This window comes from Paenibacillus glycanilyticus, assembly GCF_023715145.1.
Classification (GTDB): Bacteria; Bacillota; Bacilli; order Paenibacillales; family Paenibacillaceae; genus Pristimantibacillus; species Pristimantibacillus glycanilyticus_A.
On record NZ_JAMBNP010000001.1, the window covers coordinates 459,242 to 480,544 of the forward strand.

General features: G+C 49.2%; 23 protein-coding genes. 4 read left to right on the plus strand and 19 right to left on the minus strand.

Features of this window, described 5'->3' with window-relative positions:
- Positions 1–3: 3 nt before the first annotated feature.
- Entirely contained in the window at positions 4–390 is a 387-nt protein-coding gene (locus tag M3194_RS02140) for an LSm family protein (protein WP_251651375.1), read from the minus strand.
- Between the two features lie 82 nt (positions 391–472).
- Here M3194_RS02140 and M3194_RS02145 point away from each other — a divergent pair, with 82 nt between their 5' ends.
- Positions 473–1,273, plus strand: coding sequence for a class I SAM-dependent methyltransferase (locus M3194_RS02145; RefSeq protein WP_251651376.1), 801 nt, complete (start codon positions 473–475; stop codon positions 1,271–1,273).
- Positions 1,274–1,356: 83 nt separating this feature from the next.
- Here M3194_RS02145 and M3194_RS02150 read toward each other — a convergent pair whose 3' ends face one another.
- A complete protein-coding gene (locus M3194_RS02150; RefSeq protein ID WP_251651377.1) occupies positions 1,357–1,812 on the minus strand; it encodes a DinB family protein in 456 nt (151 codons plus the stop codon).
- A gap of 93 nt (positions 1,813–1,905) precedes the next feature.
- Here M3194_RS02150 and M3194_RS02155 point away from each other — a divergent pair, with 93 nt between their 5' ends.
- Positions 1,906–2,796 (plus strand): YihY/virulence factor BrkB family protein, encoded by an 891-nt coding sequence (locus tag M3194_RS02155; RefSeq protein WP_251651378.1) that lies wholly within the window; start codon positions 1,906–1,908, stop codon positions 2,794–2,796.
- 78 nt (positions 2,797–2,874) lie between these two features.
- On the opposite strand, the gene M3194_RS02160 is transcribed toward M3194_RS02155, so the two are convergent.
- The 5 genes from M3194_RS02160 to M3194_RS02180 all read right to left on the minus strand — a co-directional run bounded on the left by M3194_RS02160 (position 2,875) and on the right by M3194_RS02180 (position 5,336).
- On the minus strand, positions 2,875–3,378 hold the full coding sequence (locus tag M3194_RS02160; protein ID WP_251651379.1) for an SRPBCC family protein: 504 nt from the start codon (positions 3,376–3,378) through the stop codon (positions 2,875–2,877).
- 12 nt (positions 3,379–3,390) lie between these two features.
- Positions 3,391–3,708: an ArsR/SmtB family transcription factor gene (locus tag M3194_RS02165; RefSeq protein ID WP_311289640.1), complete on the minus strand. Its 318-nt coding sequence runs from the start codon at positions 3,706–3,708 to the stop codon at positions 3,391–3,393.
- A gap of 30 nt (positions 3,709–3,738) precedes the next feature.
- Positions 3,739–4,077 carry a DUF1801 domain-containing protein gene (locus M3194_RS02170; RefSeq protein ID WP_251651381.1) on the minus strand — a complete coding sequence of 113 codons (339 nt, stop codon included), beginning with the start codon at positions 4,075–4,077 and terminating at the stop codon, positions 3,739–3,741.
- A gap of 388 nt (positions 4,078–4,465) precedes the next feature.
- A complete protein-coding gene (locus M3194_RS02175) occupies positions 4,466–4,783 on the minus strand; it encodes a WGxxGxxG family protein (RefSeq protein ID WP_251651382.1) in 318 nt (105 codons plus the stop codon).
- Between the two features lie 220 nt (positions 4,784–5,003).
- The gene (locus M3194_RS02180; RefSeq protein WP_251651383.1) at positions 5,004–5,336 is read right to left on the minus strand and encodes a thioredoxin family protein; all 333 of its coding nucleotides are present in this window, start codon (positions 5,334–5,336) and stop codon (positions 5,004–5,006) included.
- Between the two features lie 324 nt (positions 5,337–5,660).
- Here M3194_RS02180 and M3194_RS02185 point away from each other — a divergent pair, with 324 nt between their 5' ends.
- Complete coding sequence (locus M3194_RS02185) at positions 5,661–6,299, plus strand: HD domain-containing protein (protein ID WP_251651384.1); 639 nt, start codon at positions 5,661–5,663, stop codon at positions 6,297–6,299.
- A gap of 97 nt (positions 6,300–6,396) precedes the next feature.
- On the opposite strand, the gene M3194_RS02190 is transcribed toward M3194_RS02185, so the two are convergent.
- From M3194_RS02190 to M3194_RS02240, 11 genes are all read right to left on the minus strand, one after another.
- Positions 6,397–6,930 carry an RDD family protein gene (locus tag M3194_RS02190; RefSeq protein ID WP_251651385.1) on the minus strand — a complete coding sequence of 178 codons (534 nt, stop codon included), beginning with the start codon at positions 6,928–6,930 and terminating at the stop codon, positions 6,397–6,399.
- A gap of 105 nt (positions 6,931–7,035) precedes the next feature.
- Positions 7,036–8,175 (minus strand): toxic anion resistance protein, encoded by a 1,140-nt coding sequence (locus M3194_RS02195; protein WP_251651386.1) that lies wholly within the window; start codon positions 8,173–8,175, stop codon positions 7,036–7,038.
- A gap of 21 nt (positions 8,176–8,196) precedes the next feature.
- Complete coding sequence (locus M3194_RS02200; RefSeq protein WP_251651387.1) at positions 8,197–9,885, minus strand: vWA domain-containing protein; 1,689 nt, start codon at positions 9,883–9,885, stop codon at positions 8,197–8,199.
- Between the two features lie 12 nt (positions 9,886–9,897).
- Positions 9,898–10,635, minus strand: a complete 738-nt coding sequence (locus M3194_RS02205; protein WP_251651388.1) for a hypothetical protein — start codon at positions 10,633–10,635, stop codon at positions 9,898–9,900.
- Between the two features lie 393 nt (positions 10,636–11,028).
- Positions 11,029–11,853, minus strand: a complete 825-nt coding sequence (locus M3194_RS02210; protein ID WP_251651389.1) for a carbohydrate ABC transporter permease — start codon at positions 11,851–11,853, stop codon at positions 11,029–11,031.
- On the minus strand, positions 11,850–12,734 hold the full coding sequence (locus tag M3194_RS02215) for a carbohydrate ABC transporter permease (RefSeq protein WP_251651390.1): 885 nt from the start codon (positions 12,732–12,734) through the stop codon (positions 11,850–11,852). Before M3194_RS02215 ends, M3194_RS02210 begins: the two co-directional genes overlap by 4 nt.
- A 99-nt stretch (positions 12,735–12,833) precedes the next feature.
- On the minus strand, positions 12,834–14,168 hold the full coding sequence (locus tag M3194_RS02220; RefSeq protein ID WP_251651391.1) for an ABC transporter substrate-binding protein: 1,335 nt from the start codon (positions 14,166–14,168) through the stop codon (positions 12,834–12,836).
- 156 nt (positions 14,169–14,324) lie between these two features.
- A complete protein-coding gene (locus M3194_RS02225; protein ID WP_251651392.1) occupies positions 14,325–15,395 on the minus strand; it encodes a helix-turn-helix domain-containing protein in 1,071 nt (356 codons plus the stop codon).
- Positions 15,392–17,185, minus strand: coding sequence for a sensor histidine kinase (locus M3194_RS02230; RefSeq protein ID WP_251651393.1), 1,794 nt, complete (start codon positions 17,183–17,185; stop codon positions 15,392–15,394). The genes M3194_RS02225 and M3194_RS02230 overlap by 4 nt, the downstream gene beginning before the upstream one ends.
- Positions 17,186–17,355: 170 nt before the next feature.
- Positions 17,356–18,309, minus strand: a complete 954-nt coding sequence (gene mraY, locus M3194_RS02235) for a phospho-N-acetylmuramoyl-pentapeptide-transferase (protein WP_251651394.1) — start codon at positions 18,307–18,309, stop codon at positions 17,356–17,358.
- A 187-nt stretch (positions 18,310–18,496) separates the two neighbouring features.
- Entirely contained in the window at positions 18,497–19,081 is a 585-nt protein-coding gene (locus M3194_RS02240) for a TetR/AcrR family transcriptional regulator (RefSeq protein ID WP_251651395.1), read from the minus strand.
- A gap of 185 nt (positions 19,082–19,266) precedes the next feature.
- Between M3194_RS02240 and M3194_RS02245 the strand changes: the two genes are divergently transcribed.
- Positions 19,267–20,139 (plus strand): alpha/beta fold hydrolase, encoded by an 873-nt coding sequence (locus M3194_RS02245; protein ID WP_251651396.1) that lies wholly within the window; start codon positions 19,267–19,269, stop codon positions 20,137–20,139.
- Between the two features lie 148 nt (positions 20,140–20,287).
- Here M3194_RS02245 and M3194_RS02250 read toward each other — a convergent pair whose 3' ends face one another.
- On the minus strand, positions 20,288–21,037 hold the full coding sequence (locus M3194_RS02250) for a spermidine synthase (RefSeq protein WP_251651397.1): 750 nt from the start codon (positions 21,035–21,037) through the stop codon (positions 20,288–20,290).
- Positions 21,038–21,303 lie beyond the last annotated feature (266 nt).

Below are 21,303 nucleotides of genomic sequence, written 5' to 3' on the forward strand. Positions count from 1 at the left end.
CTATTAAATGAAGAAGAAAGGCAAAATGAAAAGCGAAGCAAAGATTGCAAACGGGAAAAAGAAGGAACCGCCGCAACCGCACCCGCAACCTCCACCGTGTCCGCCATAACCCCCGCCGTAACCGTCATAGCCTCCACCATAACCGTCATAATAACTGGACAGTCTCGCTTTATGCTTGGAGCGGGTTTGTTTTCTAGATTGCTTTCCTTTCCGAACGGACGACACCGTTACCGACATCTTGTCAAAAGTACAGTCTTCCAATATTAACTGACCGTCTTTGACTCCTTTTATCGTTCCGATAATATGCTTTCCGTCATAGGTGACCGCGCTAACCCTCCGCCCGATATACGGATAAACCGTCCTATGGGAAACCGGATAAACTTCCTGCATAACCTCATTCCTCCTAACCTGATGCTCGTATATCTTAGACTATGAAAATATCTGCTATAAGGTTTGTACGAATGTCTTCTATTTGAAAAAAAACAAGATACCGGAAGCAGCGAAGAATGGGTGCAGTCAGAACGAAGGTTATGCATACTATATCGGAAGAGGTGAGAAGGCATTGGATTACCATACCTTATTAGCCCGGCTCGGCGAAGGAAGCGCGCATCCGGGAGGTTTCCAAGCGACGAAGGAATTAATCGGACAAATCAACTTTTCGAGAGGCACAAAAGTGCTGGAGGCAGGATGCGGAACTGGCCGGACCGCGTGTTATTTAGCCGGCTTAGGCGTAAGCGTGACAGCGATAGACCGGAACGGAGATATGATTCAAAAAGCGACACACCGTGCGAGGCTGAGCGGACTTCCGATTCGCTTCATGCAGGCGGATGCCTCTTCCCTGCCTTTTCCGGATGAGACGTTTGATGCCGTTTTTACGGAATCGGTTACGGCTTTTACGCAAGGAAGTACCGCTATACATGAGTACTGGCGAGTGCTGAAGCCGACAGGAGTCCTCTACGATCGCGAGCTGGCATTTGCCAAATCATTAACCACGGCGCAAAAGAAAACATTGCAGTCGTTTTACGGACTTCAGCATCTGCGAACCGTTCCGGAATGGCTGAAGCTGATGAGCAAATCAAAATTTCATAAATACTCCGCTTCTCCTTTTTCGCAGATGAAACAGATGACCAACGATCACGACCCTTTACGGGTAATCGACCACGAGCTATTCACGAAACCAGACGTAGTTGCCATGATGATGAAAAATGAACGCCTGATGAGCAGCTTCTCCAATGTGATGGGCAGTATTGTGATTACGGCATGGAAAGCCTGAATAGCGGGTTATGCAGCAAGCTCCGTTCTCAAGGAACGGAGCTTGTTACTTCTCATATCGTCTGATTCCGAGTAATGGCCCTATCAGAGCCTCGCGAACGTGATGTAATCGACTTGGACAGGCTCTGCCGATTCCATCCGAAGTGCCCGATTGATCTGTCCCCGGTGATATTGCCCATGTAAGAGGACCTGCAACAGAATGTCCCGGACGGATGTTCGGAACGGATCACCGCTCTGGTTCGCATAGTCGATCATCTTGTCCAACTCGGATTCCTCAAGACCTTCGATATAGACGCGATACTGCCCGGCGTTTTCTTCGAACATCGTCCGGATCTCCGTCAGGCTGTCCGTTTCCTCCCATAACGAATATTGCGCGCTGCCCTTGCCCTGCAATCGGGACAGCCACACTCGTTCCGCGACCGCGACGTGCCGAACCAGCTTCAGAAGGTCAATGTTCTTCGTCTCACTCTCCTCAAGCGCGTCCAAGATCCGTCCGTCCGCCCAGTACAGGTGCTCCATCATGCTCTTAATCGTCTTCATTTCCGTTTCCCCCTCTTTGTCTCATCGATTTCTTGTCCCCTGTTTAAAGATAGGCTTCTCTTGTTTACCTTCTAACTAAGAGGAGTGAGAGCAATGAAACGAGTATCTAAGATTCTTCCGTTTTCCAAAAATTTGTATAGCCGTTATCGTGATGATGATGTTCCTGCTTTAGGGGCGCAGCTTACATATTATTTTATTTTATCGTTTTTTCCGTTTCTTATCTTTGTGGTGAGCTTGATGAGTTTTGTTCAGTTATCCGGAGATAACGTCGTCGCTGAGCTCATTCGTCTGCTGCCAGAGCAAACCGGTGAAGCAATTCAACTTATCCTGCAGGAGGTAACGGACAACAGCAGGGGTACGCTTCTATCGATCGGTATGATCGCTACGCTCTGGTCAGCGTCCAATGGTGTTAACGCGGTCATTAAAGGTGTTAATAAGGCCTATGATGTCGAAGAAAACCGTCCGTTCTGGAAGGTGAGAGCGATCTCGCTTGCGGCGACGGTCGTGTTAGCCCTGTCTATTTTGCTGGCGATCGTTATGCTCATTTTTGGTGAGGTAATCGGTGAATTTCTATTTGATTGGTTTGATTCTCCGATAGGCTTTGGACTCATCTGGGGCACATTGAAATATGTATTTCCCATTTCGTTCATGATTGTTGTCTTCTCGCTGCTCTACTGGATTGTGCCCAATCGCAAAATTCGTTTCAAATCAGCCATTCCGGGGGCGCTGTTTGCGACCTTTGGCTGGATTGCATCCTCGTTGCTGTTCCAATTCTATATTAACAACTTTAGCAACTATTCCAAAACGTACGGAAGCATCGGCGGCATTATCATCCTGCTGATCTGGCTGTATATCAGCTCCAATATTATCATTTTGGGCGGGGAGGTCAATGCTACGCTTGCTGGCGGGCAAGCAAAGCCCTTTGTTGAGAACGCGCTGCCAAACGTCAGAGGCAAACAAAAACCGCGCTCGATCAAGCTATAGTCAGCAACATTAATCTACCCTATCGTTCAACAAAACAGCAACCGGCTAGGTCTGCCGGCTGCTGTCGCGTCTAAATGATTATTTCTGGCTTTCAAGATAATTTTCGAGTTGATTCAGCGTGCCGCCAAAACCTTGTTGTACCATCGGACGCATTTGCTCAAACGCCGCGCGCTCTTCTTCTGTCGCGTTAATAGGGCCTCCTTGCAGCGTTAGCGTAGTCTTCCCGTTCTCTTCTACGAGCGTCAGGATATTGATGATTTCCAATGGCCAGTTCTCATTGAATGGTGCACGAATTGTGTTGCCTGATTCATCGGAGAAGGATTGTATATATACGAGTTTTTCGGGAGGCGTCACTTCCTGATAAAAAAACTTGCCCCACATGACGTGTCCTTCAGGAGATTTTTGGCTGCCTAAAAATATCCCCCCTGTTCGAACATCCATTTTCTCAACGTGCAGGGAGAAGCCTTGCGGTCCCCACCACTTTCCGAAATGCTCCGGGTCTGTCCAAACTTTATATACGAGTTCTCTTGGAGCGTCGAATGTGCGCGTGAGCACCAAGCCGTAGTCTTGCGTATCTGTCATTTTATTTCCTCCTTATTTCTTGCCTTGAAGTTCACTTAAATAATCGTCCAGACGATCAAGCCGATCCTCCCACATGCTGCGAAATGTCTGCAGCCAAGAGTCGATTTCCTGAAGAGGCTCTGGCCGGAGACGGTAGAACCGGCGATTGCCAAGCGGACGCACCTCGACAATTCGAGCATCATTGAGAACTTTCAGATGCTTTGAAACCTGGGGCTGCCGAATATAGAGCCGATCAGCAATATCGCCCACGGTCATGGGGCCATCCCGAAGCAATTCGACCATTTGTAATCGGTTGGGTTCGGCGAGGGCGCTCAAAGTTGCCGTATTTATATCTTCCTCTCCCCTCCCCGATTCAATACTTTAAAGAGTGCCGGATGCCTGTGCAAGCAGTTGAGACAACAGGATGTAGTCTGGCGAATCCCCTTCTCGTATTTTGAGCCATTTCCGCTCGGCTGGACCTTCAAAACCTTTTGGAAACTCCACGCTGACGGCATTCATAATCATAAACGCAATGGCATCTTTTGAAGGGGAGATCACAGCAGCGTAATGGCCATTTTTCAAAAAATGAGGTTTTTTGTATTGAATCCGTTCCTCAACATCAGTTATAGTCTCATGAACCATATGGCGAAGCTTATCGCAAATGTCAATCTGCCATGATTGATTTAAATTTTGAATAAAAGATGTGACCTCTTGATTCATTTATTGATTCCTCCTTTCTGATGAGGTAATGGAGTAGTAAGCACCAGGCAAATCATATTCCACAAAAAGAATATACCTTATAGGGAATATTCTCGTCAAGGAACTTAATTAAATGCCCTTTATTTTAGCAAAAGAAATGCTTTACCTATCTGCAGAGGTTTGGGGTTCTTCCGTAACCCCAAGTTATAATCACCACGCTGGCAATGACACTACCCGCTTCTATTCCCATCGCAAGAGTGGATTCTTCGTTTTTGAAGACTTAGATTGGTGAATATGATCAGGAACCGCAAACGTTAAAAAGGCCGCCGTTACCGGCAGCCTTCAACTTCGTACACACTAAGGAATTCTCTTCTGAAGAGTTCCTTTATTGTTAGTTGCAATCAGATCGTTATGCGCGATCGCGGCCTCGGTTTCTCATGCCGGCAAGTCCAATCAAGCCAAGAAGACCAAGCCATCCCCAATCAAAATCATTATCGTCAGTAGCATTGGCGCGATAATTATTCGCGCTTACCGTATTGCCGTTATTGATGCGATGGATATCCGTCCCCAACGCGCGGTTTGTTGTGTTAATCCCTTTATTGACTTCATGACGAATCTCGTCACCCGGCGTATTGTCCGTCCTTGCCATATTATCGGCAAAAGCAGGAACAGCGGAAAACATCATCAAGCATGCTGCAAGACCTAAAAGCGCTAACCACTTCTTCATCTTCTTACCCCTTTTCATTTAGAGTACATGCTTGATTATTTTTTATCCCGGACACGTTTATTATTCTCGAAAGAAAATGAATATATTGCCATTTACATGTTTTGAAAACTTCAAGAGCAAAAAAATCCCGATCAGAGGTTTCTGATCGGGATTTTGAAATTAAGATGAGACTACATATTCGCTCTCTAGGAACTGATGATTCATTACATCGCAATGAAAGTCAGCAAGTATCGCCCATAGCTGCATATCGAAGAATGGTCTGGCGCAGTTTTTCTTTACTTTGTATACCAATTAAGGTTTCCACTTGATAACCATCTTTAAACAGCATTATAGTCGGGACGCTTATTATGCCATATTCATTTGCGATTTCTTTTTCTTGTTCGATATTCACTTTAAAAAATGCAGCTTCGTGTCTCAGTTCATGTGTTAACTCCGCCGTAATAAGAAGCTGTTCTCGACAGGAATCGCATCCAGGCTCAACAAATTCAACGAGCGTAATTCCGTGATCTATCTGACTCCGAAAATTCTCGGTTGTTAAGGAAATTATGTCCATAATATATCCTCCTCTTCAATTGTACTGCCTTCTTTAATGCCCGGATGTACGGATGTCTGGCTTCAGGCTCTTCTCTCCGATCAGCCAACTTCATTCTATGAAATCCAGCACCATTGATCAATCTTAACATTTCTATAGAAATCATAGATGAAATAAATCATACGAGACATGGGAGCGCTAATGGTGCCTATAGGCAGCTATAACATTCCTCAAATTGATCAAAAATATCTATCGTTTTTATAGAAACAATTGGATTGATCTATGAAATTTCAAACACTTACAATGATAGTGCAAGACATCATCCAATTTGGGAGGTTAATCATTATGACGAATACCATTGCAAGTATTGTAATACCGGATAGTCGGCTGGCCACTCAGGCAGCGGAGCTGCTGCGTGATCATGGAGACGAGTTGCTTTGGAACCATTCCAACCGCGTATTCCTTTTTGGCGCTCTTCAAGGACAACAGGCTGGCCTAAAATTCGACGCTGAATTACTATATATCAGTGCATTGTTTCACGATCTGGGTTTAACTAAGAAATTTAGCAGTCCAGACAAACGCTTCGAGGTTGACGGAGCGAATGCAGCCCGCGATTTCCTGCGGTCGCAAGGCGTACCGGAAGAATCCGTTCGCCTTGTGTGGGACGCGATCGCGCTTCACACGACGATAGGGGTCGCTCAGTACAAGGAGCCGGAAGTTGCGTTGATCTATTCGGGTGTCGGTTATGACGTTATGGGCGAGAATTACGAAGCACTATCGACGGAGGTACGGGAACAGGTCATTGCCGCATTCCCTCGCAACAACTTCAAACAAAAAATTCTGCATGCGTTCTTGGAAGGATTCAAGCATAAGCCGGAAACGACGTTTGGCAATATCAAATCCGATGTATGCGAGCTATTGCTGCCAGGATACAAACGCCCGAGTTTCTGCGACTGTGTTCTTCATAACCAATGGAACGAATAGTTTGGGATTTTACTCAAGGGAGATTCATTAATTTAACTGCACTATCGCTCAACACAAAAGCAGCCGTACTTCATGTACCGGCTGCTATCTTGTTTAATTATTCCTTATAGCTCACAACGGTCCCCGCAATAAAGTCATATACCGTTTGTTTGTTTTTGCTCCATAATGGACTTAACAAGTATAGGAATACCAGGCCATAGACTGTTCCCAATAAAGAATAATATAGCGAGTCGGAGTAATTAGAAGGAATAACCATGTGCCAGATGGTGAAATGAGCAAGCTCCCAAGGCAGGAATTTCAGGGCAGAGCGAAAAAGCGAGGAACCAAGTCCGATTGGTTGGCCATAAATGCCAGTCACCACAAGCCCCATTTTTCGTTTTCCCCATGTCGCATGCGATTTGGATCCCTCGCATACGGCGAAATAAAGATATACAGGCAGGGTAATGAGCAGGAACCCAGTAATCTCCGCCAATATTGGATCTGTCGTGAAAAGCGGTAATAATAAAGGGCGTATAAGAAAAGACACGCCGATCAGAAAACTGATGTAGCCCGCAATGATAACATAATCCCACAAAAACGCGAGTATACGGGTGCCTAGAGATACGTTTAGTACGTTTACATGTTTATTCACAACACGACTCCTCTTGACCTAATCGGGATTAAGAGCAAGGTCATTCTCATCCAGCAGGAGCACGCAAAAAAGCGATCCGCTACGATCGCTTTTTTGGTTACTTCTTTACAGTCCCAAAGCATTGCCCTTCTCGAGCCGCGTAATATGCTTCTCGCCGTCATCGGCTAATGTTCTGAACTGGTTGATGGTTTCTCTCATTTTCGGAAGTGCTTGCTGTTTGTACGAGCTAATAGAATCGAACGCGGATAGTACGTCCGCAAACGCTTGTTTCAAGGTATCGACCGAAACCGTGGCTTCAATCGCTTGCTGCTGAATGGCGACTCCTTGCTCCTTGAGCATTCGGGACGTTCCGGCGATAAGATTTGTTGTGGTCTGATTCAACAGTTCGATTTTCTTGAGTACGATGCCTTGATTATATAGAGCGCTCGCCACCGTAACCGCGATTTTCAAGGCAGAGATCGTGACGGTCTTCGCTCGGTCCACGCCGCGAATGAGCTCCTTATTATTGCGGATGACAACCTCGTAGGCCAAGATCCCCTGCTGATTGACAACCAGCATTTGCTGCAAATCCATGACGCGCTGGCGCATCGGGAATAGAATTTCCTCGGTTATGAACCGAATTTTCTCAGGATCTTCGCCGCGGCTTTTGGCCGCTTCGATCTGGGCTTCGATGGATTCGTCCATGAGCATCCCGAGCTGAATTTCCTTCTTGAGCGTTTTGGTTAGCTTGCGGATATCATGCTGTTCGAGCACCAGCGTCGTATTGTCGTTTCTGAGCACGGCACCGCCTTTATCCAGCGACACCACAATATCGGCAATTACCTCGTCGGCCTTCTCGAACTTGATAAAGTACGACCGGAGCGGATTGAAGAGCTTGCCGAGAAATCCCTTCTTGGCAAAGTCGATCATGCTCGGATCCAGATCCTTCAGCTGCGTGTGCAATTCGGCCAGTCCCTTGGCAACCGGGCCGCCTTCCTCGCCCGATTTCGCAAGATTGCCGACCGAGACCTGCAGCAGGGTGTTTTTGTCGGAAGACCGTTTCATGGTATTCAGACCGTAAGCGTCGATCGATTGAAGAATCTCTTTGCGCTCTTCCAATGACTCGACATCCATCGCCATAATCATCTTGACGTTTGAATCCGCTTCTTCTTTCAGCTTTGCCTCTTCCTCCGGCAATGGCTGTATGGTAGGCTCAATCTCGGCCTTCAGCTCCTCTGTACTAGATACGTTCATCGAGAATGCCATTGAAATCCCCCCTCGAATTGGTTACATTTGCACATTGAATAGATTTCCGATTTTGTACACGACATCGTCCGTATCCGCGTTAATGCTGGCCGCTTCGTTGATGCTGGAGATATTCTGCAGCGCTTGGATATTAGCGTTGTAGCCGATCGTGTAGATCGGGATCTTGTATGTCTCGATCAATCCCTTGATGTCCTGCAGCGTATAACCCTGATTCGTCTCGCCGTCGCTTAGGACGAAGATGATGGGCTTGGTGTTGGGGTCAATAGCCAATTGATCTTCGATCAGCTTCAGCGCTACGACAATCCCGTCGAAGGTGGCCGTCCCGCCGCCGGACTGCAGACTATTCACCGCTCCGACGAACAAGGACTGCTGATTCGTGTCGTACTTCGCGATCGGCAGCTTGATGGTAACGCCATCCGAATACGAGACGAGTCCGATGCTGTTATCCCTGCCGAGGTATTTCTGCCCCTTCAAGAGCGACTCTTTCAAACGGTTGATCGGCTCGCCGTCCATGCTGCCGGAAACGTCGGTGACGAATACCGCCGTAATTGGCTTACTGCCGTTCTTCTTCTCTTTCCACACCTTCTGCGCGGATATAAGCAGGTCGCCATCCACGGGGGCTAGCTCCGATTTGTAGGTTTCAAGACCGTTAAATCCTCTTTCCTGCGCGGTTTTCATATACTTGTCTTGCGTCACGAACTCGGCAAATTTCTTGAGAATATCCAGCTTCTCCTGCGGCAGATCGCCTAATGCATAAAGCGGACTATCGTGTCTGAACCCAAACGGCGTAAATACGTACCCGCTCTTCAGATCCGCGGCGTTGACGTACGTTTGATATTCAAGGACGAATGCGTCTAGGGCGCCCGACTTTGCCGCATCTCGCATCTGAATGGTCGTGGAGGCGATGAACGGTACATTGGACTGAAATTTTTCAAACTCTTGCACTGCCTGATCGCTCAACAAATTGGTATTATCGAAGGTATGAAGTGCCGTTACGAGGAAATTCAGGCCCGTGGAGCTGGCGAAGGGATCGGTATACCCCATGGAAAGCTCGTTATTCGCGATGGCTTCCGTGACGGATTGGATATTGACGGAGCCATACTTGTCGATCATCTCGTCGTACTTGGCTTTGGCAATGACGATTCCCGGAACATTGCCGACTAAACGTTTGGCCACGAGCTGCGCGTTAACTCCGCTTGCCTGAACCATCTCGCCCCATAGTTCATTCGAAGGGGTGAACGCATCGGGAACATACTTGCCGGATTTGATGTAGTCGGCGGCCGTACCCGAGGCGATATTGCGAATTTTTACCGACGCGGGCTTCCCGTTCACGGTAATATTCGCATTGTTAAACTCGGTAGCCACGTCCGTCAGCCATCCGTCGACGCCCGTTCCCGACTTTTCCGTGGACGAGAAAATCTCGACGTAATTGTCGTTCGTATTGTTCACCGTGACGGGAAACTTGCCGATGTCGGGCAAGGACGCGGCCACATCGACGGGGTCCAGATCGATTTGGCCTTTCACGGGCGTTTCGGTAGTCGGGGAAATTTTCTTGTACAGCTTGCTCAACCGATCCCCGGCATTCTCGGTCGTCACCTCCGCTTTCGATTTGCCCAGGTTGGAGGTCAAGGTTACCCCGGCATAAACAAGCCCGAAGACGACCACCAGAAGAACAGCGGAGATTAGCATAAAACTACTTTTTCTTTGCATCGAGGCCACCTCTTAATTCTTGTAGTATTGGGTTTGTTTGATCAGCGTGTCGATTTCCTGCATGCAAAGCATGCTGTCGATGTCGCCCGGCTCCAAACTGTCCAAGCGGGAGATCTCCAGCATGAGCTGATCCAGCTTTAACAAGATTTCCTCGTTTGTGCCAAGCGATTGCTTCGTGAAGGAAAGGTATTCGCCGTACACGTTTTTCCTGGCTTGCAATAGCTCCTGCGGCAATGGCGGCGGCTTCCGGCCCGAAACGCTTTCGAACTCCGACGGGTCGAATGTATGCAGCCGATTGAGGATGCTCCTGACGTTCAGGTAGAAGAGCTTCTCCACCTCGCGGATGACGGTAGAAAACTTCTTATAGCTCAATTCCGCGGGATCGAAACGCTGCTTCAAGACCTCGAGCAGCGTGTTCTTTTTCTTCCGCATTCGTTCCAGCTGACGCAAAGCCAAACCGATATCTTCTTCTAAAATTTTAATGCCCTTGAAGCGCGTTAATGCCACAACATAATCGTCATGCGTCTTAATCTCCTTCACCGGCAGGGCTGCCGGGCCTTTAAATAGGAGAAAGTAACACCCATAGGTCAGCGTAATGGCGCTGGCGACAAGAATAGTCACGCCGATTGCCGAAGAAAGAGCATTGTCGCCAATCTCGATCCCTATAAATCCGCGGGAGAAAACGACAATATTCAACGCTACGACACCTAGTGTCAAGCCTAGCAGCTTTATGTATCCGGTTACGTTCATTCTCCCCCTCCTCTGCCCTTCCCGTTTCATTTTCATTGTACAACAATGTTAAATCTTGGGGCTAGAAATTTATGGATGATCGTTTAATCTCTAGCAAATTCGTCCAACCCTATAAGAACATGAAGAAATAACCATTATTGGGCATATACGCGCGTGCGGCGGTTGTCGTTTCCGTTTTCAAGAAAATCCGAGAAGAAGCGCTGGTGAATGGAAGCTGTTATACAGAAAACCACCTCATTGGGTGGTTACGGGTGGCCGACTGCACGATAACGCAACAAACAGCAGCCGATATTGATGTGCTCCTCTGGGAGCCTGTCAATTATCGGCTGCTGTCGTGTTTTGCGAATAGTTTTGAGTTCGAATAAAAGGGAACGGTTGCTTCGCTTACGGGGTTTACCCTTTGACCGCTCCTTCCGTAATCCCTTGAATGATCCACCGCTGGAAGAACGCGAAGATCATTACGATCGGAATTGACGAGAGAATCAGCGAAGCGAGAATGAGCGCCCAGTCCCGGCTGTATTTGCCGAAAAACATGTTGATCGTCAGAACGAGCGTGTATTTGCGGTAATCGTTCAACAGCAGTACCGGCAACAGGAAGTCATTCCATAACCAGAGCAGATTCAACACGATGATCGTGAATGTGATAGGCACAAGCAGCGGGAAAATGATCAGGAAGAACGCTCTCCATTCGCCGCAGCCGTCCATACTCGCTGATTCGTCCAGTTCACGGGGGATGCCTTTAACGAAGCCGTGATAGAGGAAAATCGCCATATTGACGCCAAGTCCCGCGCAGACTACCCCAAGTCCGAACGGAGAGCCCTGTAACCCAAGATCTCGAGCCATTCGAGTTAGCGTAACCATGATCGTCTGAAACGGAATGAGCATGGAGGCGACGAACAGCATGAAGATCCAACCGCTCAGACGGCTTCGCGTGCGAGATAACTTATAGCCAGCCAGGGAACTGCACACGACGATGCCGACAATGCCCGTCACGGTCACGATGATGGTATTCCAGCCGCTTCGCAGCATGCTCGCTTTCTTGAACGCTTCGGTGTAATTATCGAATTTCAAGGTAGGCGGCAAGCCCAACACGGAGTTGTATACCTCGCCCTCCGTCTTGAACGAATTGACGATGGCCATGTAAATCGGAAAGAGGAAGTAGACCGCCAGCACGGCGAGCACGACCCAGGCCAGAACGGAATAGACGCGTCTGCTCATGCTTCCACCTCCCGCTTCTTCATGATCGATACTTGAATCATGGTGATAACGAGGATGATCAGGAATAAAATAATCGCTTTGCTGCTGGCATATCCGTACCGGTTGTTGCCTTGGTACGCTTCCTCGAGAATATTCATCGTGATAACCTGCGTCCCCCGTCCAGGACCTCCGCCGGTCAAGGCATAGACCAGATCATACACCTTGAACGAGCTGTTCAAGGTCAGGAAGATACAGATCGTCAGAGCGTGCGCGATCAGCGGCAGCGTGATATACCGGAGCATATGGAATGGCGTCGCCCCGTCGATGATCGCCGCTTCTTTCAAGTGTTGCGGAATCCCCTGAATGGCCGACATATAAATCAGCATCAGCGTGCCGACCCCGCCCCATAAGGACACGAGCAGAATCGACCAGAACGATACCTGGGGATCGCCAAGCCAGGACAGATCCAGGAATTTGAACACGGCATACTCGGAAAGGGCTGGAATGACCTTTGAGAAGACGAATACCCACATAAACGTACTAATGATGACGCTTAGCATGTTCGGCAGGAAGAAGATTGTCCGAAACAGCCCCTTTGCCCGCGTGCGGGATTCGATAAGCATCGCCAGCAGCAGGGCGAGCACATTCTGGAAGACGACCGCCAAGATCACGTATTTGGCGGTAAACAAAATGGCGGAACGGAAGTAACGGTCGCTTTTCAGCGCCTCGACGAAATTTTGAATGCCAACGAAGTCATAGGTCTTGTTCAGGCCGTTCCAATCCGTGAAACTGTAGTACGAGCCTTGGATCATCGGGATGACCAGAAACAGCAGATAAAGCACGAAGGCGGGCAGAACGAACAAAATAAGTGACAAGGATGCTCTGTAACGTCGGCTCGTCATGATTGCATTCACTCCTTAGGAGAGACATCTCCCGTTTCCGCCTGCTCCCAAGGGAAGCCCTGCGGAAACGGAATACGCTCGTTTTGATACGGGTCCGGGTTACTTGGCGGCTGCCGCGTTGGCTTCCTTCCAGGCTTTGTCCAATTCCGCGATGACGTCTTCTTTGGACAGCTTCTTGTCGAAGTAGGATTGCAGCGCTTTGCCCGATTCGTCTTTCACCGCGGACGGAATCGCAGGGTCCCTGTAGGATTGTCCTTTGTTCACGTAAACGGCGGCGTCTTCTACCCAAGGATAAGGCTTGAAGGTATGATTCTTGGAAACCGGGTTGAATTTGAGGCTTTGGTACAGGTCGTTTGACGCTTGGTCGTCAAGGATAAAGTTGAGCAGGTCGATTGCGACTTCCTTGTTCTTGCTGTTTGGTGGAACCGACAGGGCTGTGGACACCGAAACGTTGATGCGCAGCGAAGCCGGGTCGTCGTTTATCGGCAGCGGCGCAACGCCGAATTCCGCCTTGTCGTTCATCTTCAGGATGCTGTCCGCGTCCCATGTGCCTTGTACCCACATCGCCGCTTTGCCGTTCGCAAAGTCGGCCGCGCCATCATCGTTGCCTTTCTCGAAGGCGCGATCCGTGCCGTTCGCGTTGACAAGATCGATAATGTCGAACATCTCCTTGATGTCCGCAAAGCTGCCTTGGTCGCTATTCATTTTATCCATAAAGTCCGGGTGACTGCTGTTGACGAGGCCGCCTACCGTCAGCGGCAGGAACAATTGCGGAATCCAGCTTTCCTTGTAGCTGAGCAGGAACGGCGTTACCTTGTTGTCCTTAAGCTTCTGCACAACCGCCTTCATTTCCGTTAGCGTGTTAGGCGGCGTGATGCCGAGATCGCTAAAAATCTTCTTGTTGTAAAGGTAGCCCCATGACAAGCTTTCCATCGGCACCGCTACGACTTTGCCGTCCATGGATACAAGGTCCTTGATGCCGTCGATCAGCTTGCCCGCGAGCGGCTGGTCGGAGAGGTCGGTCAGGTAGCCGGCTTTATAAAAGGTAGGCATATCGTTGCCGGCATGGAGGCTGAATACATCGGGCACGTCGCCCGTGGCGAGACGGGTTTTCAAAATCTGCGGGGCGTTGTCCGCGCCCGGATATTCGGAGTTGAACGTGACTTCGATGTTTTTCTCGGCTTTCTCTTTCTCCGCGAATTTCTCGAAGTAGCCGTCGAACTGCTCCCGGAAACGGTCTAGGCCGCCAAGGAAAATCTTCAACTCGACTTTCTTTGGCGCTTCGGCCACCGTATTTGCAGGCGCGTTGTTCGCCCCGCTTCCTTGCGCATTTCTGGCGCCTGCCCCGTTATTCGCGTTGCCTCCACCGGACGAGCAGGCAGCCGTTAGTCCCAGCACTGTAACCGCTGTCAATATTGAAATCGTTTTTCTCATTCCAAGACCTCCCTAAGTAATGATAACGCTTACGTTATGAGTATAACGGGAGGCATTACCTTTGGCATTGGACCGCATTTGCGCGTTTTTATGGACGATATTGATATTTAGCATGTTGATCGACGCTTCGAATCCGCCCGGACCGCACATTCACTTTCACTGCTCCGCCGATTCCTTTCTCGCCTGGGCTGGCGTGATACCCGTAACTTTCTTAAAGATGCGGTGAAAATAGGTCAGGTCGGAATACCCCACCGCTTCCGCCGCGGTTTTGATCGATGCGGAAGACTGCAGCAGCCGATTCGCTTCTTCTACCCTCTTCATAACGATGTAGTCCATAACCGTCGAGCCCGTCGACTGCTTGAATGTCCGCGACAGGTGCTCCTTGCTTACGAAGTAGAGGCCCGCGATTGACTCCAGAGTAATCGGCTCTGCGAATGAACGGTTGATGAACTGCCGGATATGCTCGATATCGATGCGATGCTTGCTTTGGCGGAGCTGAATCGTCTGCTCCAACACCGCTCCGTACGAAGAGCGGAGCATGCCCATCCATTGCTCGAGCGGCGTGAAGTCGGTTACGAAGAAGGAGGCTGCCTGCTCCGGAAGCGCTCTGGCGGAATCAATATCGGCTTTCGCCATCAGCTCGTCCAGCAGCAGCATGAAATGCTTGTACAGTAAATGATGCAGCCCAGGAGCAGTGTTTGCCTGTGATCGCAGCAGCGTTTCGAGCGACTCGAACGACTCGCGGACGGCCTCGGCCCTTAGCTCCTGGAACTGCCGCGAGATCTGCTCCTTATATTCGGTTACCACGTTCATTAGGTTTTTGTCCATGGGCTGCGCGGCATGAAGTCCCCGCGCCATCCGCAGCTCCGATACTGCCTTCTCCAGCGCCCGGTTCAATTCTTCCGCCTGCACGGGCTTCAGGATATATTCATCCACCCTGGAGAGGATCGCCTGCTTCGTGTACGCGAAATCGTCGAAGCCGCTGATAACGATCTTTCGGATGAAGGGATAATCCTCCGTCAGCTTCTTCAGCAGCTCCGCCCCGTCCATTCCGCGCATGCGCATATCCGTGATGACGATCTCCGGGTGGATCTCGTCGATGATGCGCAGTCCGCTTAACCCTTCTTCCGCTTCTTCCACTTGTTCGATCCCGAATCGCTCCCAATCCGCGAGTCGCTTGATGCTGTCGCGCGTCCAGAATTCATCGTCTATGATAACCGCCTTCATGTCTTCTCCCCCTCTTCTTGCGCGGGTATGAGCAGCTTCACCGTCGTTCCCGCATTCAACGCGCTTGAGATGAACAGTCCGTATTCGTCGCCGAAGAGCAGCTTGATCCGCGCGTTGACGTTGCTTATGCCCATGCCCTCCCCGTTCTCCTGCCCATCCGCCGGCTGGCTGAGCTGACGGCGGATTTCAGCCAGACGCGCTTCATCGATGCCCATGCCATTATCGGCGATGTCTATTTCAATCTCGTCCAGCACTTTCTCCACCCGAATGGATATCGTCCAGGCATCCATTTTCCCTTCCAGGCCGTGAAAGAAGCAGTTCTCCACGATTGGCTGGAGCGAAAACTTCGGAATACTGCAGCCCAGACATTCCTCGTCCGCATCGATTCGAATCTCGATCATGTTCTGGAAGCGCAGCTTCTGAATCTGCAGGTAGTTCCGGGCATGCTCTAGCTCGTCCGCGATCGTGACCAGGTCCGATTTCATCCGGATCGTATACCGGAACAGATCGCTAATCGCGCGGACATGGTCATTGATCTCCGGCACGTTCCGGGACAGCGCGATACCTCCGATCGCCTGCAGCGCGTTATGCAGAAAATGCGGATTAATCTGTGCCTGCATGGCCTTCACCTGGGCCGTCCGTTTCTCGATCGTGGCCTTGTACTCTGTCTGGATCAGTTCCTTGATCCGGCCGAGCATGGAGTTGAAACGTCGCTCCAGCGTGCCGATTTCGTCGCTTCTCGGCTCTCGGATGTCTACATCGAAATTCTGAATTTCAACCGCCTTCATCGACTGCGTCAGCCGGATAATTGGCCGCGTCGTAATGTACGCGATGAGCACCGAGGCCGCAATCGCCACGACCGCGAATACCAGCGCCGTGAACAAGCTGAAATTCAGCGTGGAGGACGTGCCTTCGGTCACGTATTCAATCGGAATGAATTTCACGAGCCAGACTTGGCCTGACACGCTCGGCTGATAGAACAGGAAGCCCCTTTTGGATTCCGTGTAGCCGGGTCCGTTCGGTCCTGCCAGCGCCGCCTTCACCGTCTCCGGATCGGTCGTGATCCGCTTGGAATAGGGATTGTACATGACGTTGCCGTCCGCATCCGCCACGAATACCTCGCTGTTCGATTCCGAGCGGACCATGTCGAGCACGCTATTCATCATTTTCCACCGCACCTCGAGCCTGACGCCTCCGAGCACCTCCCGGTCCGGGAACCGGTTCATGCTGCGGACGATGGAGAAAGTGTTCTGCCCGTTGTTGAGCAGTAAATTCAAGCTCTCGTGCGATTGCCCGATCTTCCCCCAATCCACCTGCGGCGTATTCAGCTGATCAGTCGTAATGCCCGCGTCCTTATCGACGACATAGAGTCGATTCTGAGATTTCAGATATAGCGCAACCTGGGCGATGTTCTTGTTGTTCGCGCTGTACAACGACTTCAGCTTATCGATCGTATATTGGTTTACGAACGACGGCGTACCCTCGCTCTGAACCGTGCCTCCGGTCGCATTAGGAAACAACGTGCTGTCGAGAAGAAGCGAATAAGACACCGCCTGCAATTGATCAAACTTCTCTTCAAAATATTTGGCCGCCCATTCCATCCGGGATTCATTCGACCGGATGACCTCCGATGCAAGCGAATGCTTCGTCGTTTTCGTCGCGAACAGCGTAACGAGCGACAGCGGAAGCACGGCGATCAGCACCATGAGCAGCATTAGCTTGTACCGAAGGCTGATTTGAAACGGGCGGACGATTCCCCGCAAAGCATTTCTGGCCCACTTGATCCTCATCGGTATCCCCTCTTGTACGTATGATGGCAACTACAATCAAGTTTGACGCCAGCCTGACCGGATTGTCAACGCTTTCATTCGTCGAAAGCTTTGAGATCAGGAGACGAGCCGATAGAAATGATGCGTCATTCACGCATAAAAAAAGCACAGACCCTCTAAGGAGTCAGTGCTTATCGCATATACTTCCATAACATCCAGCAGATCAAAGCGGAGATCCAAGATACAAATCCAAAAATGATGACGATCTTATTCTCGCTCCAGCCATATTTCAAACTGAAATGATAGTGAAACGGGGCCATCCGGAACAATCTCTTTTTCGTTCTCTTGTAATACCAGACCTGCAAAATGACCGATAGCTGCTCGGCTATATAGACGGAGAATAATAACGGAATAAGAATTTCTACCTTCTCAATGACAGCTAGAAAGGTAAGCGACCCGCCAATCGCCAGCGAGCCGGTATCGCCCATAAAAGCTTTGGCCGGATAAATATTGTATAGGAATAACCCCAGCAAACAACCGATCATGACCAACGAGAACGTTTTAACTTCCGTCTTGTCCGAAATCATAAAAAAGAAAAAATAGGTCGGAATGGAGACATTAATCAGCAGTCCGTCGAGTCCATCGGTAAAGTTGATCGCATTCGCGGAGCCGACAATAAAGAGCATCATCAGAATCAAGTATAACCAAATCGGCAGATGAATCGCTAAATCACGAAACAACAGAATATCGGAGCTCAAATGGAATTGCGTCAACAGAATATATAGCAATAGAATCGTAAATGCAAACTGGAATACCAGCTTTGTTTTCCCGGAAATACCCGAAGGATCCTGAAAGGCCGCCTTCTTCATATCATCCATAAAACCAACCAGGCTAAACAGTATAAACGTTGCGCCCAGAAAAAGCACAAGCGGCTTAGGGTGAAAATAGATCGAGGTAAACACTCCGGTAAGCAGAATGAGTCCAGCCATCAGCGGCGTGCCGCGTTTGGCCTGATGGTCCGCCGGCAGCTCCACCCGAATAGGTTGAAGCAGCTTCAGGCTGCGCAGCCCCCAGATCAAGACAGGAGTAAACACCGTCACAATGACAAACGAAATACTTAGTGCAACAAGTAACGAAATATCCACCGCCGTCTCTCCCCCTTGCTTACATGCCACCTACGCTTATCCAATATTTTACTGCAGCACCATGCCCTCTACAATGACTCGTCACTGATAATTGCATAATAGCTCTTCTTAACTTTTGCTCAAAGGCAATAAATGAGCAAACGAAAATAGCCGCCCTTCAATGTGAAGAGGCGGCTTGAACATTTCTCTATGTTGGTTGTCTCTTATTTTGAATAAATTTTTCAAGTATGACTTCTGCCGTTTCTCGCGCATGCCGGGCGGACTCTAAGTCGGTTTGCATCATTCTGGTCGTAATTGCGCCTTCCACCAGCAAAAATAAACGGTTCGTCAATGCTTCGCGATTTGATGTCTCGAGCTCTTCAACAAGGGAAGCAATGAACTCGCGCATAAACATTTTATAGTGATGAGCTGCCTCAAAGTAAATGTGCGAGCGGTCCAAAAACTCGGATGCCGTCTTAATATAAGTACATCCATTGAAATCCGGGTCTTCGAACCACTCTCCCAGCACATCATAGATAGCCAGCAATTTTTCGGATGGGTTCGTACCCTGCTTGTTGACGCTTGACTCAAACCATTTCCTCCATTGTTCGTCCTGTCCCCTTAAATAGGCAAGCACCAGTTCATCTTTTGATTGAAAATGGTTATATAGCGTCATCTTCGCAATTTGGGATTCCGACACAACTTGATCAACACCAGTCGCGCGAATGCCTTGTTTATTAAAAAGGCCAGAGGCGATTTTAAGAATGTGCTCCTTCTTGCTTTTATTCGCCACCAGATTCCCTCCATTCGATTGAAACACAGCATTATATACAGACCTGTATTTATAGTATACTCCGTCACTAAACCATTAGGCAAATATCGCCTAAAAAAAAACGCTTGAAACTATACAGACCTGTATGTATAATTTCTGGTGTCGAGAGTTTTCCGACAACAACCCATATTCGAGAGGTGACAGACATGATTGTATTGCATAAGACAGCCACAGTTAATGGATTAAATATTTTTTACCGAGAAGCAGGCAGCAAGGATCGGCCAACGATTCTTTTACTGCATGGATTTCCGTCGTCTTCGCACATGTTCCGGAATTTAATCGTTAGGCTTGCAGACAGCTATCATATTATTGCGCCCGATTATCCGGGATTCGGCAACAGTGACCAGCCATCCACAACGGAATTTGACTATACCTTCGACAACCTTGCTCACGTAATAAACGGCTTTGTGGAGCAGCTTGGCTTGAACAAGTACAGTCTTTATGTGCACGATTACGGAGCTCCTGTTGGCTTCCGATTAATGGTTATGCATCCGGAGCGAGTTCAAGCTATTATTACGCAAAACGGAAATGCATACGAAGAGGGTCTTATAGAGGCCACATTTAAACCAATTATGGAATACTGGCGAGATGCCGCCGATGAAACGAACCGAAATCAGATGCTGGGTTTGTTGAAGCCTGAACTGACTAAATTTCAATATGTAAACGGCACTCGCAATCCCGAAGCCATTAGCCCGGACGCTTATAAAATGGACCAGCTTGTCCTCGATCAGCCTGGCAATAGCGAGATCCAGCTTGCGCTCTTTTATGATTATCAAAACAACATTAAACAATACCCCGTTTGGCACGAAAGCTTCCGTTCTTATCAACCGCCAACCTTAGTCGCTTGGGGCAAAAACGACATCTTTTTTGGTCCTGCCGGTGCGCTTGCGTTTCAGAAAGATTTAAAAGATGCGGAAGTTCATTTGCTCGATACGGGACACTTTCCGTTGGAGGAGGATTTGGAAGCAAGCGTTGCTTTAATTAAAAGATTTTTAGCCGATCGATTGCCGAAGGATTGAACTATCATCTAATGAATTTTCTATAGAATTACAACTGGTCATCCGTGACCTCAATAGTTTTTTTAATCAAATCCAGGTTGCTCTGTATTTCCATACAACCTGGATTTATTTTTTATTGTCTCCCTGTCTCGCTGGCTGGTTCAATCCTTCAGCCTTTCTCCATAATTACATGGCCCGGAGCAGGCTCGAATAGAACGAATCCGGCCATATCCCGCGCTCGGTAATCGATTCCGCGATTCCGTCCAATAAGCAGTATATTCCGTGTCTCGGACGCCCCATCCGCGGGCAGCATGAGGGCTAGTACGTGAGTGAACGATTCGCGGAGTGTGGCGTGAAGAGCGCCAATCAACCTGTCATTAGGTCCTTTGCCCGTCACGTTCAGCACGATCGTCCCTCCTGCCTCGAGCTTGCCTGCCGCACTTGAAAAGAAAAGATCCGTTGTCAGATGCCGAGGCACGCCTCTCTCGGTAAAGGCGTCCACAATAATGGCATCATAGGTCTCCGCTTCCTCGCCCTCCAAAATGCGACGGCCGTCGCCGATAGCGATAGACTCCCCGTCGTATCCAAAATACTGTTCGCTCGCTTGGACGATCCGCGCGTCGAGTTCCGCCGTTTTGAACCGAGCTCTCCGGAAATGCCGGGCGATTGTTCCTATCCCGTGCCCGATCTGAAAAATATGCTCCAGCCGTTGATGGTTATGCTCTAGCAGATGGACGATCGCTCGCGGATACTCGAACACGATCCTCTGTGGATCGTCTAGGTCAAGCGCTCCTTGCATGGCCTCATCCGAAAATTGCAGCACTCGGAAATTCCCCTTCTTGCCGTAGAGCTCCGTTACGTCGCCAACGACAAATCTATCTAGACCATCTTCTGTAGGTGCTTCGTAAAGCACGCGCATAGCGCGGTCCTCCTTTTGCTGAAGTTATGAGATTGCTTCTCTATCTCCAATATGGAGCAGGATAATCCATTTATCTACCATTTGAAAGCAATAAAGAGAGTGCTTTCTTCGAAAATTCATCCTTATGCAATAAAACAAGGAAATTCGTACCTGAAAGCGCTTAACTGTACCTTGTTCGATATTCGTCTTTCACACTATGATTTGAACAAAGAAAGCGCTGTCTTTTCCGCTATTTCTCCAATATGCGGGCAGTGCGTTCTTGATTG

Coding starts and splice junctions, on each gene's coding strand:
- M3194_RS02170 (WP_251651381.1), bottom strand. CDS start 4,077: ATGAATCAAGAGGTCACATCTTTTATTCAAAATTTAAATCAATCATGG.
- M3194_RS02225 (WP_251651392.1), bottom strand. CDS start 15,395: ATGAAGGCGGTTATCATAGACGATGAATTCTGGACGCGCGACAGCATC.
- M3194_RS02155 (WP_251651378.1), top strand. CDS start 1,906: ATGAAACGAGTATCTAAGATTCTTCCGTTTTCCAAAAATTTGTATAGC.
- M3194_RS02205 (WP_251651388.1), bottom strand. CDS start 10,635: ATGAACGTAACCGGATACATAAAGCTGCTAGGCTTGACACTAGGTGTC.
- M3194_RS02220 (WP_251651391.1), bottom strand. CDS start 14,168: ATGAGAAAAACGATTTCAATATTGACAGCGGTTACAGTGCTGGGACTA.
- M3194_RS02210 (WP_251651389.1), bottom strand. CDS start 11,853: ATGAGCAGACGCGTCTATTCCGTTCTGGCCTGGGTCGTGCTCGCCGTG.
- M3194_RS02245 (WP_251651396.1), top strand. CDS start 19,267: ATGATTGTATTGCATAAGACAGCCACAGTTAATGGATTAAATATTTTT.
- M3194_RS02230 (WP_251651393.1), bottom strand. CDS start 17,185: ATGAGGATCAAGTGGGCCAGAAATGCTTTGCGGGGAATCGTCCGCCCG.
- M3194_RS02250 (WP_251651397.1), bottom strand. CDS start 21,037: ATGCGCGTGCTTTACGAAGCACCTACAGAAGATGGTCTAGATAGATTT.
- M3194_RS02195 (WP_251651386.1), bottom strand. CDS start 8,175: ATGGCATTCTCGATGAACGTATCTAGTACAGAGGAGCTGAAGGCCGAG.
- M3194_RS02215 (WP_251651390.1), bottom strand. CDS start 12,734: ATGACGAGCCGACGTTACAGAGCATCCTTGTCACTTATTTTGTTCGTT.
- M3194_RS02200 (WP_251651387.1), bottom strand. CDS start 9,885: ATGCAAAGAAAAAGTAGTTTTATGCTAATCTCCGCTGTTCTTCTGGTG.
- M3194_RS02160 (WP_251651379.1), bottom strand. CDS start 3,378: ATGACAGATACGCAAGACTACGGCTTGGTGCTCACGCGCACATTCGAC.
- M3194_RS02180 (WP_251651383.1), bottom strand. CDS start 5,336: ATGGACATAATTTCCTTAACAACCGAGAATTTTCGGAGTCAGATAGAT.
- M3194_RS02140 (WP_251651375.1), bottom strand. CDS start 390: ATGCAGGAAGTTTATCCGGTTTCCCATAGGACGGTTTATCCGTATATC.
- M3194_RS02175 (WP_251651382.1), bottom strand. CDS start 4,783: ATGAAGAAGTGGTTAGCGCTTTTAGGTCTTGCAGCATGCTTGATGATG.
- M3194_RS02185 (WP_251651384.1), top strand. CDS start 5,661: ATGACGAATACCATTGCAAGTATTGTAATACCGGATAGTCGGCTGGCC.
- M3194_RS02150 (WP_251651377.1), bottom strand. CDS start 1,812: ATGAAGACGATTAAGAGCATGATGGAGCACCTGTACTGGGCGGACGGA.